This is a genomic window from Prevotella sp. LMAG:51, assembly GCF_008680225.1.
GTDB classification, from domain to species: Bacteria; Bacteroidota; Bacteroidia; order Bacteroidales; family Bacteroidaceae; genus Prevotella; species Prevotella pectinovora.
The window spans coordinates 81,989-98,326 of sequence record NZ_NALQ01000009.1; the positions used below are offsets into that span (position 1 = coordinate 81,989).

The window sequence follows — 16,338 nt, forward strand, 5'->3', positions numbered from 1 at the left end:
ATTACCAGGTTATGGCAATAACATTCGACATACTTAAACCTGAAGCCAAGATATTTCAGGAATTGAAGAAAAATCCATCTTGGTGGGCAAGATTCAAGAACGACTCTTCTCTGTACATCGAAATACGCAAAGACAATCAAGTCAACGTGTATTTTGAGGGTGGTAGCGTTGCTCGCATACACTATTGTAGCAAGCATAAGAAGTTACAGGTCTTTACTCATCACAAATACCTTAACCTCCCAGCTCCATCAAAGCGTAATGCTTATATTGAATGTAGTGGCATTATTGATGAACCGAAAGAGACAAATTCAGAAATCCTCGTGTGCGATAAAGTCATAGAGAGAGTAAAGACATGCTACTCTCAAAAACATGCTATCAATGGCATTGTTGATAAAGAAAAATGGTCTGAAAAGTTTATTCAGGGCACATTGATAACGCAGTCGTCGGATTTTCATCTTGATTCAGAGTTTGCCTACAATGATGCAACAGATAAGAATAGAATTGACCTTATTCGCTGTGACAAAGGAGTAATTACATTTGTAGAGTTAAAGCGTATTGCTGATGGTAGAATGCTTCACAAGACAGATGAATCGCCAGAAATTGTTGATCAGATGAACAGATACAAGGATTTCATTACAAAATATTCTGTTGAACTCCTTGCCTACTACCAAAAACTCTATGATGTGAAGGCAGAATTAGGATTGCCAGTGCCACAGATTCGCCCTTCTTCTATCAATCCTGAGCCTCATTTACTTATCTTTGATAACTGGACAAAGGAAACAACTGGAAGAAAGATTCACCGTGAACGTCTCATTGACATACTGAATAGAGAGAAGATTAACTTCAGCATACAAACTGATTTATAAGCATGAACATAGTAACCACATGTATAGGTGAACTTCCCGAAGAATTGCGAGAAGCTGCCATAAACGGGCAAAGAGAACGTCGCAAAAATGGTAATATCTATTATTCGTTCCTGTCTGATGAGTGCGTAGAATCATTGAAAGACGAGGTTATGCTCACAATCTGGCCAATGGAGAACGGTTTTATCTTCACGATGGATGACCGCCATGAATTTGTCGAAGTGCCAGATTCAGAATGCCCATTATCGGCAGAAAGGGCTAAATGGTATCTGGAGCACATGCAACCTTGGACAAAAGAGGTAGAAGACATGTGGTTTGAGACAGTAGCTGACTAAATAACAATTCGCAACATGAATATAAAAGTACATAGAGGACTTGACCAGATTGGAGGTTGCATCACAGAGATTTCCACAGAAACTTCTCGTGTGTTTATAGACTTCGGCCAGAACTTGCCAGGTAATGGTGAGCCAACAACTCCCGAAGAGGACGAAGTGTTGGTGACGCAGATATTTGCTCAGAACAAGAAGCAGCATGAAGCCGTATTCTACACCCATGGTCATGAGGATCATGTTGGATTGTTTGAATACATTCCTGAAGATGTTCCTCAGTATATGAGTGAAGGAACCAAGGGACTGCTGGAGATAAAGTACGATGTTCTTTACGAGGGCGCAGACTTAAAAGTCAATGAACTCCTTGAAAACGAATATGATTCTCAGGAGTATAGCGATGCTATGAACAACCTCATATATGCTGACAACAAATGCAAGTTGCTCAACAAGATTGAGATTTGGCAGCGTACTTCACCACGCAAAGATTCCGAAAGCATCTGTATTGGCGACATCAAGGTAACACCTTTCTTTAACTGCCACAGCATCTATGACTCCCACATGTTCCTCATCGAAGCTGACGGCAAGCGCATCTGGCACATGGGCGACTATCGCGAGCATGGCTACATGGGCAAAGGACTGATTCCTACTCTGAAGAAATATGCAACAGACATTGACGTGCTCATTACAGAAGGAACAATGCTGAAGCGTGAAGACAAATGCATTCATGAGCATATTGTATCGTACAAAATGCAGAATGTGATGAAAGCCTTCAAGTATGTCTTTGTCCTTGCATCTGCCACTGACATAGAAAGACTGGCTGCTATTAAGCAAGCTTCTATTGATGCAGCCAAACCACTATGCATTTGGTCTTTGTTTATGAAGAAGACGATGGCATACTTCACAGAGCGCGAAGCAAAAGCATCAAAAGGTTTGTTCTCATTCGAGCCATTGTTCTACAATGATCGACTGCTGAAGAAACTGAAGCAGACTGGTATGACAATGGTAGTAGGTACATCGCAAATGGAACGTGTAAAAGGATTGCTCGACAAGCTGCCCCAGGAAGAAACACTTCTCATCTACTCATCATGGGATGGTTACTACAAGGATCCTGAGCAGGTGAGGGCTAATCCTAAGTACAAAGAGTTCCGTGACATGTTCCACAATGTTATGGACATACACACCTCTGGTCATGCCGACCGCCAGACAATCGAGAAAGTAATTAAAACATTTAAACCAAAGGAAGTTATCTGCATACATAAAGAGGCAGATGCCGAACTATAATATTTAAGACATGGCAAATATCATCTATTCAAATTATTTTGAAAAGATCGACCTGTTTCAAAGACTAAAAAAGGAAGGTCGGATTGTGAATACACCCTTTCGGAACACTGTTTCGGAAAACTCTTTTTGTTTTGAAGTTGGAATGAAACCATCCAATACAGAAGAATACAAGAAGTGTTTGCTTCAGACAATAAAGGAAGTCTTTGGAATCACCAATGAATCTTTTGACGAAAAGTTTAACCAAGCTATAAATGGAGCAGGCCAGGAATGGAATGAACTCAACGTTTTCCACTCATCTTCACTCCTTGCCTTACTGTGTTTTTACAATGTCAGTGAAGAGAATCCTCTTTCTGTAGAAATTGAAGGCAAGACATGCAAGTTTACAACGAGTGAATTTGAAGTGTCTAACATCATCGGAAAGAATATAAGGGGCAGGAATTATTCATCCCATATTGACGTAAAGCTTACTGGAACATATGAAGGTAAGTCTGTCTCATTATATTTAGAGTCCAAATTCTCAGAGTATGTCAATCAAAGGGGAAACGCATCTTTTTCATATACTGATGATTATAATTCTATATACTCTAAGCTGCAAGGCAAGATAGAAAATTTGGATATTAACATTGGAAGTGATGAAATAACATTGGTTCAGACCAATAACAAACGACCAGCTCGTTATTGGCAAGGTATCAAACAAATGGTATCACACTACCTGGGAATGAAGAATTGCAAAGATGAGAGAGAACTCATTTATCTTGGAGAAATATTATATGATTTCCGTCCAGCCATATACAAGCCGAATGACTTCTTCGGAGATTATGAAGACATACACAAGCAACTTGTAGATGCGTTAGAAGAAATAGAATCACAACCACAAACATTTAAAGTGGGAAAGAATATACTAACATATCAAGGTGTATTCAGAAACTATAATTTGGATGAACGAGTGCGTGAACTCTATGATCTATAACGTGTTGCTTGAAATATTCTACTTTAATATAGAACGAAAATGAAAATAAGAATAATTTTATTGGCTCTCTTTTGCACCACGATTGCACATGCTCAGTCAGTCATTGATCAGGTATTTAAGACGATAGTTCCTGAGACAGAAAGAGCATTCTACAATTTTCAATCAGTTGATGGACAGACCAAAATCTTAGGCTATGGAAACGGCATAAGCAATGTGTATGACGAAAAATGGACCACGCTGGAAATTCACAATGCAGGACAAGAGGAACTTAATACTGGTTATTATTACTTGACCAGAAGCTATCAATATGACAGCAATAGAAAAACATATACTACCACTGCCTGGGAGAAAGCTGACTATCCAAACAAATCGGCAAAATATTCCTATAATATTTGGACTGACAATTATAACAAATTCTATAATGGAGAGGCTAAAACTTTATATTATCTAAGGGGTGTAAATCAACAGTTTCTTAGGTCTCACTCTGTTTCGACTTTTAGTGATAGCTATACAGGTATAGCAGGACAATTAAGTCGAGTAAGTCATCAATATACTGCCTTAACAACAGAATTCAATTTGGTTGATTGGGATGGTAATATTTTGTGCAGAATAGATCCACCATATTACATAAGTAGTGGTTATTGCCAAGCAATAGATGTTAAAGATAAGACATATTTAATTGTGACAGCATACTATATGTATCCAAAGAACGTTATTAAAGATTGTGATACCTATAGTACTGTAGAATATGAATTGTCTTCAAAGGAGGTAGAGCCTGGTTACTATCATTATTTTGTCTATGAGTATGATAGCAAAGCAAATGCTATACAGATGATAAAGACAGATAAGTCATTGGCTAACAGAAGAGAAGTCGCTCGTTATGATGCGAACGGAGTAAAATTGAATAGTCCACAAAAAGGAGTGAATATTATACTATATTCCGACGGCACTTCAAATAAGGTGATAGAAAAATAAATGAAGATTCTTCAAATATCCGACACTCACACTAAGCATCAGCAACTAACATACCTGCCAACTGCTGATGTTATTGTGCATTGTGGCGACTTCACGGAACAAGGCACAGAGGAAGAGGTTCTTGACTTCTTGAATTGGTTTATAGAATTGCCTTACAAGCACAAGATATTCGTCACCGGAAATCATGATTTGTGTCTATGGGATGCTGAAGGTATAGAAGACCTTCCCGACAATGTTCATTTCCTTCAAGACAGAAGTTGTGAAATAGAGGGTATTCGCTTCTTTGGATTGGCATACAATCATTCAGAAAAGTTCATTCCAAACGATACCGACGTACTTGTTACGCATGAACCACCTGTAATGATACTCGACGAATCATCAGGTACGCATTGGGGAAATGCACCTTTGAGAAACAGAGTACTAGATGTTAAACCAAGGTATCATTTGTTTGGTCATGCCCATGATGCTTTTGGAACAGAGAAGCATGATAGCATTGTGTTTTCAAATGCAGCAATGTTAGATGACAATTACAATATACGGAATAAACCAAAAGTGTTCATTCTTGACATGTAAAATTATTGAAAGTGACTAATTTGTATGGTACAATAAAACAGCCCTGTCCTCACGGATGGGGCTGTCTCGTAATCCAAAATAACAACTGACTCAACTAATGCTTTATAGCCAACCAAACTTTACCACATAGCAAATGAGTAAAATCGTAGAGCACAAAGCTATCTCCATGATGACGATAAATAACCAGAAGTAGATGTTGAAGGTCTTCTTGTCAATGAATATACCTTTGTAGCCATTCATTACTTTCTCAACCTTGTTTCCCAAGGCTTTAAGGCTATTATCAACCTTTGCCTCATGGTTCTTGATAAACACATTCTCATTCGCGATTAGCTTCTGGTGAGCAGCCTCCAGATAACTCTTGCTCTCGTCCGTAAAGTCAACCTTTACAGGAGTCTGATGAGCACGAGTGATAGCATTGCAGATGCCATCGACAGCATTGTCAACACTATCTTTGGCCGCATTGAAAGATGCTAAAAGCACAGGAACCTCTAAACTGGCAAGTTTTACATTGTCAGTACAGGAAATCAGGTGAGTAACCGCCAATCTGAGCATCTTCAGCTGTTCGTCAAAGTTGGTAACCTCCTCCTTGACTTCCTGCTTCTGCTCGATCTTGGCAACAAGTTTTGTAATATCCTTAGCCATATCTTACAATTTTAGGTTTAACGTTTGAGTTTAACAACAGGCTTGCAGAGCCAGCTCGCTTTCTTGGCACAGCGACGAGCCCAGTCATCGTCTTTCTCGTTCTTGTCACGTCCCCAACCACTGCCAGGACTGCCACCGCCACCACATGATTCAGCAATTCGGGTTGCACCATCGACATAGCCAGCGAACAGAAGGATGGCTGTCTTGATGCAATTTTCAAGAGCCTCGGTACTATCATTGACAGGTTCAACAGCATCTTTGATGACATTGTAGATGTGGTCAGATACATAGGTCTTTTGCTCTTTGCCGTTGTTGTCCCAAAGAACGTAAGCACGTGTTTCCTTAGTGCCAGAAGACTGGCTTGAGACCTGAGTGGATGCGCCTTGCACTCTTGCGCTTTGCCCTGGTGCAACTGGTTTTGATACTGGCTTTGCCATGCCCATGCCAGTGTCTGTACTGCCAACCGTCACCTGAGTAGCCTTGTGGAATTTCAACCAAGTGCCTCTCAGATTCTTCAGCATAAGGTCACGACCAACACCAAGTATAGAAGACTTGTATCGAGAGTTACCCTTCATGATGGTGTACCCATGTTTAACTCCGTCTTTGTCCTCCAGAACCTTCACGTCATAACCAAGAGCCTTGATTCTGTCAACATAGTCGTTCCAGGAGTAAGCTCGCATTTCTGAAAGCACCTTGTAACACGCATCCGTAATCTCGTTGACATTCGCCTTGTGAATATCCTCGGGCAACTCCCAACCCTCTTCAACATTGATGGTGTGGGCAGCCATTGTGCAACGATTACCGATGAAACGGTTTGTCATCAGATTGCCGTCAAGGTCAATGCGATTGATCAGAATATGAAGGTGAGGAATGCCAGACTTTGAATCGTGATGGACACACGCAAACAACTGTGCTCGGCTCAGGTCAATGGCAGGTACCTTCTTTCCTTTCTTGCCTGACTTCTGTGATGCCTTAACCAACTCATCAAGGAATCGGATGGCATACCTTCTCCAGTCCTCAGATGTCCAGTCCTTTGATTCTTCAAGGGATGGGGATACCTCAATACGGAAGATTGGTTTGTCGACAGGTTTCTTGCGGAACTTTGGTGCATACTTCATCTGGATGACTTGCATCTCATTCCACATGCCCAAGGGTGGCAGACCTTCAGACAGGTTCTTGGTGTAAACTATGTCTGCTCTGTTGTGCCTGGTACAGTACTCAGTCATTCGAGCACCGTGTTCGATAGGCTTACATTCTGCCACCATGACTCTGCAGATACTTGAAGTGATTCTGAATATCTCCCCAGCGACGAATGAGATATGTAGTAGCCTCAATCCAGTTGTTCATGAACTCAGCGTCGTGGAAGTAGCTATGCAGCTCCTCCTGAGTCTTTCCACCGAGTGCATTGTGAATATGAACAAGCTCGCTGCGGGCATCCCCAAGAGAGATAAGAGCCTTTGTCTGTTCATCGTTCATAAGCTGATAAAGCATTATTTCAAGCGACTTGTCATGAATATACTGGCTCTTCTTGATTCCAGCCTTAGTAGACTCTTCAAGAATCGTTGCGTAATCCTCAGGTGAGTAGCACACCGTGATACGTGGGTTGCGTACTTTCTTCTTTTTCTTAGCAACCTTTGCTTCTGGTTTTACATTTGAATCCATAGTTGTATAAATCATTTAAATTAAGTTTATAAGAGGGAATGAAAGACAATGCGAGCTTGCGAGTATTGCAAGAAGTCAGCAGGTCGAAACACTGGGGGAACCCCTGGTGTGTCGGACAATGACACTTCTTGTTTAGCTGACTACACTTTTACTATGCCCTTCGGGTCGTTTTACAAGACTACGCAAGGTAATCTGGGTAACGTCTTCAAGCTTGTCTAGACCTTACTTAGGAGTGCCATTTTCAAGCATCTCATTGTTGCTTCATCGGTGTCAGATGACGCCCTATTTTGGGTTCTTCCGTTAAATGCATAGATAGAAAAAAAATTTTATATTATGATAAAAATAAAGCTGGCATCATCTATCTTTGTAGTGACCAAACTCAATGATAAATGAATGCCAGCATAATGCATAAAGCTTTTGGCATATCCTTGCAAGAATGTTTGGATATGCGTTGCGAAAGTAATAAAATAGTTTTGAATATCCAAACTCCATCAGACAAACTTTGCTGTCCGGAGTGTGGAAGCCATAATGTAGTCCGTAATGGTTTCACGGCCAGACGCTTTGTGAGCGTGCCGATAGGTTGTTCAAAGACTTTCGTCGAGATGAAGATCCAACGTGTCAAATGTTCTGATTGTGGCTGCATAAAGAACGAGGATGTCGATTTCGCAAAAGGCAAGCGCAGGCATACGACCGCTTTCGCCAATATGGTTATAGACTTGTCGCGCTTTGCAACTATACAGGACATTGCATGGTTCCTGGATGTATCTTGGGACATGGTGCGGAACATACAGATGGAGTTCCTGCAAAAGGAGTATGGCAGCCCGGACCTTTCAAACCTCAGATACATATCCATAGACGAGTTCGCTACCCACAAGGGACAAGTTTACAAGACGATAGTCGTAGACTTGGAAACCGGGCGGATTGTCTTTGTAGGTGACGGTAACGGCAAGGCTTCGCTTGAGGAATTCTGGAACAAGCTCGGAGACAGAAAGAATGACATAAAAGCCGCATGCACAGACTTGTCGTCTGCTTATACGGGGGCGGTAACGGCAAATCTCCCCAATGCCTCTCTTGTCGTGGATCATTTTCATGTGGTAAAGCTCATGAATGAAAGGATAGACCAGTTGCGCCGCCAGTTGTGGCATGCTGAGAAAGACGTTAACAAGCGTAAGGTAATCAAGGGCACGCGCTGGATATTGCTGAGAAACGGCAACGACATCTTTGACGCAAAATACAAGACAAGACTTGACAATGTGCTGAACTTGAATGAACCGTTGATGATTGCATATTACCTGAAAGAAGACTTGAGGGAAATATGGAACCAAACCAACAAGGATGATGCAGAATTGGTGCTAAACGAATGGGTGCGGCAGGCCATGGATTCAAAAATACAGCCATTGGTCAAAATGGCTGCTACCTTGCGGGCCTACAAGCCATATATACTTGCATGGTATGACTACCCGATATCAAATGGCCCTACTGAAGGTATAAACAACAAGATTAAAGTGCTGAAAAGACAAATGTTTGGATTCAGAAATGATGAATTCTTCACGTTAAAGCTATACGCTCTACACGACAAGCGTCTACGCATTTAACGGAAGAACCTAAAAAAAGGAATAATAAGCACATAACAAACATGAGCCTATAAAATGCAAATAGCGTGTAACTCATTGAGCTACACGCTATTTGATAGTGTTTTGTTATGTCTTTACTTATTGGTCTCATTTGACCTCCTCGAAGTCTGCGTCCTGAACGTCGTCGGCACCGTTGCTCTGTGAGCCGGCGTTGTTCTGGGTGCCACCGGCGTTGGCTCCGTTGAAGCCGGCACCTGCGTCAGCACCTGGCTGAGCACCCTGAGCACCCTGATACATCTGCTGTGAGGCAGCCTGCATAACGGTGTTGAGGTTGTTGATGGCTGTGTCGATGGCAGCCACGTCACCACTCTTGTGAGCATCCTTGAGCTGCTGGAGAGCCTGTTCGATGCCTGGCTTCTTGTCGGCAGGAATCTTGTCGCCATTGTCCTTCAGGAAGTTCTCTGTGGTGAATATCATAGAGTCAGCCTGGTTCATCTTGTCGATCTTCTCGCGCTCAGCCTTGTCGGCAGCGGCGTTAGCCTCAGCCTCAGCCTTCATGCGGTTGATCTCATCCTCGCTCAGTCCTGACGAAGCCTCGATACGTATTGCCTGCTCCTTACCGGTGGCCTTGTCCTTTGCAGAAACGTTGAGGATACCGTTAGCATCGATATCGAATGTCACCTCAATCTGTGGCACACCACGACGAGCCGGTGCGATTCCCTCGAGGTTGAACTGACCGATACTCTTGTTCTGGGCAGCCATCGGACGCTCACCCTGCAGCACGTGGATAGTCACGGCAGTCTGGTTGTCGGCAGCTGTAGAGAATGTCTCACTCTTCTTGCAAGGGATTGTGGTGTTTGCGTCGATAAGCTTTGTCATCACGCCACCCATTGTCTCGATACCGAGAGTCAGAGGAGTAACGTCGAGCAATACGATGTCGCCAACTCCCTCTTCCTTGTTGAGGATGGCACCCTGGATAGCAGCACCCACTGCAACCACCTCGTCTGGGTTAACGCCCTTTGAAGGCTCTTTGCCGAAGTAGTTCTTCACGAGAGTCTGCACTGCTGGTATACGGCTTGAACCACCTACGAGGATTACCTCGTCGATATCTGAAGTCTGGAGCTTTGCGTCGCGGATAGCGTTCTGGCATGGCACGAGACAAGCCTGAATCAGGTTGTGAGCCAGCTGCTCAAACTGTGAACGTGTGAGAGTCTTTACCAAATGCTTTGGCACACCGCCTTCTGCCGTGATGTATGGCAGGTTGATTTCTGTAGACGAAGAGCTTGACAACTCGATCTTTGCCTTCTCGGCAGCCTCTTTCAGACGCTGCATAGCCATAGGATCCTTAGAGAGGTCGATGCCCTCGTCAGCCTTGAATCCGTTCACGAGCCAGTCGATGATCACCTGGTCGAAGTCATCACCACCGAGATGTGTGTCACCATTTGTAGAGAGCACCTCGAACACTCCGCCACCAAACTCGAGGATAGAGATATCGAATGTACCGCCACCGAGGTCGAACACAGCGATCTTCATGTCCTTGTTAGCCTTGTCCACTCCGTATGCCAGAGCGGCAGCCGTTGGCTCGTTCACGATACGGCGAACGTTCAATCCTGCGATCTGTCCAGCCTCCTTGGTTGCCTGACGCTGAGAGTCAGAGAAGTATGCAGGCACTGTGATGACAGCGTCTGTCACCTCCTGTCCGAGATAGTCCTCGGCAGTCTTCTTCATCTTCTGCAGCACCATGGCTGAGATTTCCTGTGGAGTATATTTACGTCCTTCGATGTCTACACGTGGGTAACCACCCTCGTTAACAACGGTGAATGGCACACGTCCTGTTTCCTTTTCACACTGTGCGTAGGTCTCACCCATGAAACGCTTGATAGAATAAACCGTATTCTTAGGGTTTGTGATGGCCTGACGCTTTGCCGGGTCACCAACCTTACGCTCACCGTCTTTTACGAAGCCTACCACTGATGGAGTGGTGCGTTTACCTTCGCTGTTAGCGATTACTACTGGTTCGTTACCTTCGAACACTGCAACACATGAGTTTGTTGTACCCAAGTCGATTCCAATAATCTTTCCCATAATTGTATCTATTTTTTATTATTTCTTTGTTAACTGATTTCTCAGACTGCTTTCGCAATCTGTCAATCATTTTGCAAAGCCTGTGCCAATGTCACATTATGCCAAAGATATGACATCTTGTCAGACAGGAAGCGGCATTTTCCACTTCTGCCGCCCTTTCTACGACATTATTTCATGCCCCATAGATACAACACTCCCCACCCTCTCATGCGCATCATCAGGGATGCTTGTGAAAAGGCGGGGAGTCATTTCCCTGTTTTGGCTTAATTGTTATTTCGCTATCTTCTTGCCGTCCATGATATACATGCCGTTGGCTGGAGCTTCTTTCAGTTTCATTCCGCTGATGGAATACATCGTTCCAAATTTCTTACGGTCTTGGGTGGCAGCATTCACGCCCAACGTCACGTCGAAGTCCGACTGTGAGAATATCAGTTCGTCATTGTCGTAGCATTCAATGAGGTAACTGGTCATGCCGATAACCTTTTCCGGTCCGTAAATCCAAGTGTCAATATTGGAGCCAATGCCCTCTACCCAGCAAACGGTCTCGTTCCCAGGGCTTTCAATAATGATGCGCTTGCGATTCACACCTTTGACTGTGATTTCGTCAACGGTGGTGTTTCCACCTTCTCCATAGCCCAAGACGTCATCGCCGGCATTCACTGCCATATCCAGCAGCAGCGAAGGTTTGCCAGAGTCCATATAATACAGTTTCCGGTCTTCTTCGTATGCCGCAAATGTATGTGTTTTGCCCTGGTCGTTGGTAATCCTTTTGCAGTTTCTGCCATCGACAATAGTATCTCCAGACACTCTGAAGTCCAGATACAGATCTTCATGCGGCCAATGCCGCACCAGCACTTTCCATCTTTTGCCCTCCGTGAGTATGTTCTTGTAATCCTGTGCACTTACCGACAGACATGATGTCAGCGCAATAATCAAGAATAAAATCTTTTTCATAATATCATCTCCTTTATTATAGTTAATAAAATAATGTTCTGTGAATAGAGACATGTCACTGTTCGCTGAAATTCCATTCGTGTTCACGTCTTTCTGTTTCTCTCACTTGCTTTTCCGTTATACTCTTTGGCTGCCTATACAGTTCATCGTAATAAAGGTTAATCGTTGTCTTCTCGCTGTCGCCGCCTGTATCGGGTACATATATTACAATACCTTCTGAACCAACCGTCTGGGTGGACTGGTGCATCACATTTCCATACTGATCTTTTACCACCACGCCAACATCATATATGGTGGAGTCTGACTTGATGGTTATCTCATCATCGTCGTAAGACACGGACGGATGACCACAGGGGTGACCAGAATCCATACAACCTTTATAGTCAATACTCAAATCAACTTCCGTATTGTCTGCAAAGGTTTGTAAGGCACTACCACCTATAAAAATAAAAATTAAATACAAAAACGTTTTTCTCATAATACGGGTATATTAAATTAGCGCTACAAATATACTCGTAACATGAAAAATACGGAAAGAAATGAATTCAAATAAAATTCAATTCTCATAATTCCCTAATATCGGAATTCAAATAAAATTCAATTTTAAGGATAACGCATTGACTATATGGACTTTATCAAACTGTTAAAATCTTTCGCCTTTCCATTTGTCTTTTCTATCTTGGCATATAGATTTGCTCTTTTCATCGTTATTGCAGAAGGTGTCTTATTCATTATTTCTGCTATATCAACATTAGGAAAGTCCAATTTTACGAGTATACAAATTTTATAGTCATCCATTTTCAAATTGTATTTTTCAAGGATTGCCTTTCTAAAGGCAGGATACAAATTATCAAAGATTTCGATAATCCGCTCCCAATCCTTATTAGTCACATTCTTCTTTTCCTTGATTCTATTGTTCAAGATCGAAATGATATCCAATGCAGACGGCACGTCATTATTCTCACCACAACCATTCGACGCTGCCTCTTGTTTTCGCAATCCTTCCTGCATCTGCTTGATTATGACTTCATAATTATTGCGGTCATTTTCATTTTTCTCATTCAGCTTTCTTATCTCCGAATGGCAGAGGTCTATTTCTTGCTGCTTGTTTTGCATGTTGAGCTCATTCCTGTCATTTGCTTCATCGAGCATATAAGTCAAATGACTATTAAGCATCTTCATTTGAAGGAACCGCTTTTTATGTCTTTCCATCTTAAATATGACAACAAGAACAGACATGAAAAATACAAGTCCCATCAATGCAGAAACAAACACCTTTTCTTTTATCTGGTATCTCAATTGTATATTTTCTTTTTCCTTCTGGTTGAAATTATAAGTAGCGTTCATCTGGGCAACGGTATTCACTGCATTTATGTTATTCACAGAATCGGTCAATATAATGCTCTTTTCAAGATTCTTCTGCGATTTATCCATTTCGCCTTTGTCAAAATAATATGCACACAATGTGGACGTTGCTTTCTGCTTTGTATATACTGTTCCTATTTTCAACAGCTCCTGACTGAAATAGAATACCGAATCCATTTTGTTCTCTCGAGTATATAGATCTATCGCCAAGGAAAATGCGGAAGACTTCACGTTGGGATCGACAGAACGCAATGTCTCCATCAAATAATGCTTTGATTTTGCTATATCATTGATATCAAAATAACAAATAGCCAACGACTGAGAAATGGAATTGTGAAGTCCGTTGTCATTTGTTCTTGCAGACATGTCGTATGCCTTATGCAGCAGAGCCAAACACTTCTGGTATTCTTTTTTGAAATCATATATGGTTGCGATGTCACGCATGCTGAATATCAGGCTGACAGTATCACCGGATATGGAATCACATTTATAAGACTCTTCATACTTCTGGAGCGCATCGTCAAACATTCCTTGGTAAAGGAATAGTCGGCCGGTCTGATTATATATACAGCTGCGGAAATACAGAGGAGTGTTCTCGTCTGTCAGGTCGAGTGCCTTCTGGAAATTCTCCAGACCCTGAGGGGCATCGTTCTTTTTTATGTAGTATTTGCCGAGGTAATAATACGACTGGCAGAGTTTGTCCTTTTCCTCCGTCCCCCTGAAGAAGTCGAGCACATGGAATATCGTGCTGTCCGCCAGGGGCTGGTAGGCATTGTTTGCCGCCTTCACCTTCAGCAGCAGATAATAATTGCGGTCGTAGGCATCTGCCGAGGGTTGGTCGTATTTTTCCGACAACGCCTCCAGACGCGACATCGCCACTTCGGCACTGTCCTTGCAGATGGAGTCTACGGCAGAGAGTTCCTGTGGATAGCGGTGGGATCCGCCACATGAAGACACGACGGCCATAGTGGCCACCGCCAAGAGCAGAATGAGGGCTGACGACGACATTCCGCGCATTATCGTTTGGGTATGCTGTATTATATTCAAAGTCTTTTCCTTTTTTAACCCAAATCGCTTTCTATGTTAATATCCAAATGTTTTGACCATTATTTTCAATTTATGCTGAGATTTTATATTCAGGGGTGAATGTTTGGCGATTTCTGACCATGGCTGTGACCAAATGTACAAGTTTGTTCTTGACATTGTTCAGTGCAACCTGCTTCTTCTTTCCTCGTTCTACGAGGCGCATGTAGTACCTCGCCATAATGGGATTGAAGTTGACGGCAGCTAGTGCCGCTTGCGTCAGCATGGCCTTTATCTGGCGGTTAGCCATATAATGTACATGCGGATCGGAATGCACACTGGTTCCCGAATCTTTGCCAAATGGAGCTAGGCCGTAATAGCAGGCAATCTTGCGTGAGTCGTAGTTGAAACGCCGGAAGTTGTCGGTGTACACCATCAGGCACACAGCGTTCTGCGTTCCTATGCCAGGCACCGAGGTCACGATGGTGAACACCTCGGTGAGTTCCTCGTCCGACTTGATGAGATCGGCAATGCGCTTATCTATCTTCTCTATCTCCTTATTGAGTTCAGAGACGATGTGCCGTCCGCTCTGCGAAATCATTGTCTTGACTGGCGACTTCTCCATAGTGAGTCGCTTTTCGCCTCTACGCACCTGGAAACTGCATCTGTGTCTTACGATCATCTGACGGTATAGGAACAGCTCACGCAGTTGTGTAAGCGACTCGCTAAGAGGCTCGTACATAACGGCTTTATCGTAATTCCTCATGGCGTATTCTGCAATCATCGAGGCGTCAGCACGGTCAGACTTCAATCGTCTAAGACCAGATGCGTCTTTGATGCTCTTTGCGTTCTCAAGCCACATGTCGTAGCCTTTACCGTAGAGGAAGTTGCACAGTCCCTTGCTGTAGTCGCCCGTGTTCTCGCCACAGAAGAGCCACAAGGACGAGTCGATACCGCAGGAATTCTGCTCAACCCACTTGACCAACTGCCTATAGCCAGACACGGTTGTCTTGAACTCGTTGAACACTCTAGCAGCGGTTTCTGCCAGTCCGTCTGCAAAAAGGATAGCCACATCAACTTTTTCTTTCGAAAAATCAACTCCGATAAATAAATTCTTCATAACTTTGTACGAGTTATATTGTGTAGAATTGGTCAATAGTTGTATGGACTAACACTCTAACAAGGCTCAGAGCCGATAACTTTCTATCTGGTCTTTGCAACTATGTCGATGAGGACCTAAACGATTTATAGCTTTACGGCTGGGTCATTAGCTGGTTTACCTCTTCGACAGACCGATTCTACCTTTTTACAACAAAGGTACGAAACTGTCTTTAGCAATCATAGTTTTACCTTGATTATTTTGGAGTTTATGCGACTTCGTCGCAATCTTCTGCAAACTTAGAGGTCATTAGGCCGTTTATTGTATTTTTTAATTACTGCTTGCAGTCTTTAGTTTTTTATAAGGCGCCTTTTGTCTGTTTTTAATTCGTAATAGCTCGCTATTACTCATTAAAAGCCAAACAAAATCCACTCTTCTAAAATAACAAAATCCAAGCAAGCCCTAACGGCCGATTCGGGTTTAAGTTTCCACAAAAGTAAGGATTTTATTGCTACCTGCAAAGTTTTATGAAGAAAAACGCATATCAACGGGAAAGAAATATTGCCGACCAGTAGGACTTTTGGGAATCACATAAGGACAGGCTCTTCTCAACCCGTTGGCGGAATTAATTTAATCAATATGAGTGAAAGTTGCACATATCACTGATTCTTAGAAAAACCAAGAATTTCTGAAAAGCTGTCAGACTGTCTGGTTTTTTGTTGTAATATTCTGACAGTCAAATAGTTGACCACCTTACAACTGTCAGCCAATTGTCTGGATGGTTTGCTGATGAGAGAAATTCAGACGATAAGATTTGTATGCGTTGGCAGAATACTGAAAACAGGAATATGAGTATTACAACATTAACATATTGGGCATGAGTCTGACAGCAAATCTGCCCAACAGGGGCAAGCAGCGTGCCCATGTTGGGTAACGTGCTTTC

Annotated in this window: 15 protein-coding genes; 7 read left to right on the top strand and 8 right to left on the bottom strand. The window is 42.8% G+C overall.

The genetic code is table 11. From position 1 onward, the window contains the following. Positions 1-11 precede the first annotated feature (11 nt). The 6 genes from CCC32_RS03500 to CCC32_RS03525 are packed head-to-tail and all read left to right on the top strand — an operon-like array spanning position 12 to position 4,991. Positions 12-866 carry a hypothetical protein gene (locus CCC32_RS03500; protein WP_287072358.1) on the top strand — a complete coding sequence of 285 codons (855 nt, stop codon included), beginning with the start codon at positions 12-14 and terminating at the stop codon, positions 864-866. 2 nt (positions 867-868) lie between these two features. Next, complete coding sequence (locus CCC32_RS03505) at positions 869-1,198, top strand: hypothetical protein (protein WP_287072031.1); 330 nt, start codon at positions 869-871, stop codon at positions 1,196-1,198. Positions 1,199-1,213: 15 nt separating this feature from the next. Then, a complete protein-coding gene (locus tag CCC32_RS03510; protein WP_287072360.1) occupies positions 1,214-2,473 on the top strand; it encodes an MBL fold metallo-hydrolase RNA specificity domain-containing protein in 1,260 nt (419 codons plus the stop codon). 10 nt (positions 2,474-2,483) lie between these two features. Then, positions 2,484-3,443 (top strand): hypothetical protein, encoded by a 960-nt coding sequence (locus CCC32_RS03515; protein WP_287072362.1) that lies wholly within the window; start codon positions 2,484-2,486, stop codon positions 3,441-3,443. A 39-nt stretch (positions 3,444-3,482) separates the two neighbouring features. Then, positions 3,483-4,418: a hypothetical protein gene (locus tag CCC32_RS03520; protein WP_044072216.1), complete on the top strand. Its 936-nt coding sequence runs from the start codon at positions 3,483-3,485 to the stop codon at positions 4,416-4,418. Beyond that, on the top strand, positions 4,419-4,991 hold the full coding sequence (locus tag CCC32_RS03525; RefSeq protein ID WP_287072364.1) for a metallophosphatase domain-containing protein: 573 nt from the start codon (positions 4,419-4,421) through the stop codon (positions 4,989-4,991). It begins immediately after the preceding gene. A gap of 102 nt (positions 4,992-5,093) precedes the next feature. On the opposite strand, the gene CCC32_RS03530 is transcribed toward CCC32_RS03525, so the two are convergent. Genes CCC32_RS03530 through CCC32_RS03540 form a run of 3 tightly spaced genes read right to left on the bottom strand, consistent with a single transcriptional unit; the run spans position 5,094 to position 7,295 of the window. Next, entirely contained in the window at positions 5,094-5,633 is a 540-nt protein-coding gene (locus CCC32_RS03530; protein WP_287072366.1) for a hypothetical protein, read from the bottom strand. 17 nt (positions 5,634-5,650) lie between these two features. Continuing rightward, on the bottom strand, positions 5,651-6,859 hold the full coding sequence (locus CCC32_RS03535) for a relaxase/mobilization nuclease domain-containing protein (protein WP_287072367.1): 1,209 nt from the start codon (positions 6,857-6,859) through the stop codon (positions 5,651-5,653). Between the two features lie 22 nt (positions 6,860-6,881). Beyond that, entirely contained in the window at positions 6,882-7,295 is a 414-nt protein-coding gene (locus tag CCC32_RS03540; RefSeq protein ID WP_287072370.1) for a hypothetical protein, read from the bottom strand. A 389-nt stretch (positions 7,296-7,684) separates the two neighbouring features. On the opposite strand from CCC32_RS03540, the gene CCC32_RS03545 reads away from it, so the two are divergent. After that, positions 7,685-8,890 carry an ISL3 family transposase gene (locus CCC32_RS03545; RefSeq protein WP_502705599.1) on the top strand — a complete coding sequence of 402 codons (1,206 nt, stop codon included), beginning with the start codon at positions 7,685-7,687 and terminating at the stop codon, positions 8,888-8,890. 126 nt (positions 8,891-9,016) lie between these two features. Here the strand turns inward: CCC32_RS03545 and dnaK are convergent, their stop codons facing one another. The 5 genes from dnaK to CCC32_RS03570 form a co-directional block, all read right to left on the bottom strand. Then, a complete protein-coding gene (gene dnaK / locus CCC32_RS03550; RefSeq protein WP_044064328.1) occupies positions 9,017-10,954 on the bottom strand; it encodes a molecular chaperone DnaK in 1,938 nt (645 codons plus the stop codon). A 270-nt stretch (positions 10,955-11,224) separates the two neighbouring features. Beyond that, a complete protein-coding gene (locus tag CCC32_RS03555) occupies positions 11,225-11,908 on the bottom strand; it encodes a hypothetical protein (RefSeq protein WP_287072375.1) in 684 nt (227 codons plus the stop codon). Between the two features lie 55 nt (positions 11,909-11,963). Then, positions 11,964-12,278: a DUF3244 domain-containing protein gene (locus tag CCC32_RS03560; RefSeq protein ID WP_287072376.1), complete on the bottom strand. Its 315-nt coding sequence runs from the start codon at positions 12,276-12,278 to the stop codon at positions 11,964-11,966. 251 nt (positions 12,279-12,529) lie between these two features. Next, positions 12,530-14,320 carry a tetratricopeptide repeat protein gene (locus tag CCC32_RS03565; RefSeq protein WP_287072378.1) on the bottom strand — a complete coding sequence of 597 codons (1,791 nt, stop codon included), beginning with the start codon at positions 14,318-14,320 and terminating at the stop codon, positions 12,530-12,532. Between the two features lie 70 nt (positions 14,321-14,390). Continuing rightward, a complete protein-coding gene (locus CCC32_RS03570; protein ID WP_042517114.1) occupies positions 14,391-15,416 on the bottom strand; it encodes an IS110 family RNA-guided transposase in 1,026 nt (341 codons plus the stop codon). Positions 15,417-16,338 lie beyond the last annotated feature (922 nt).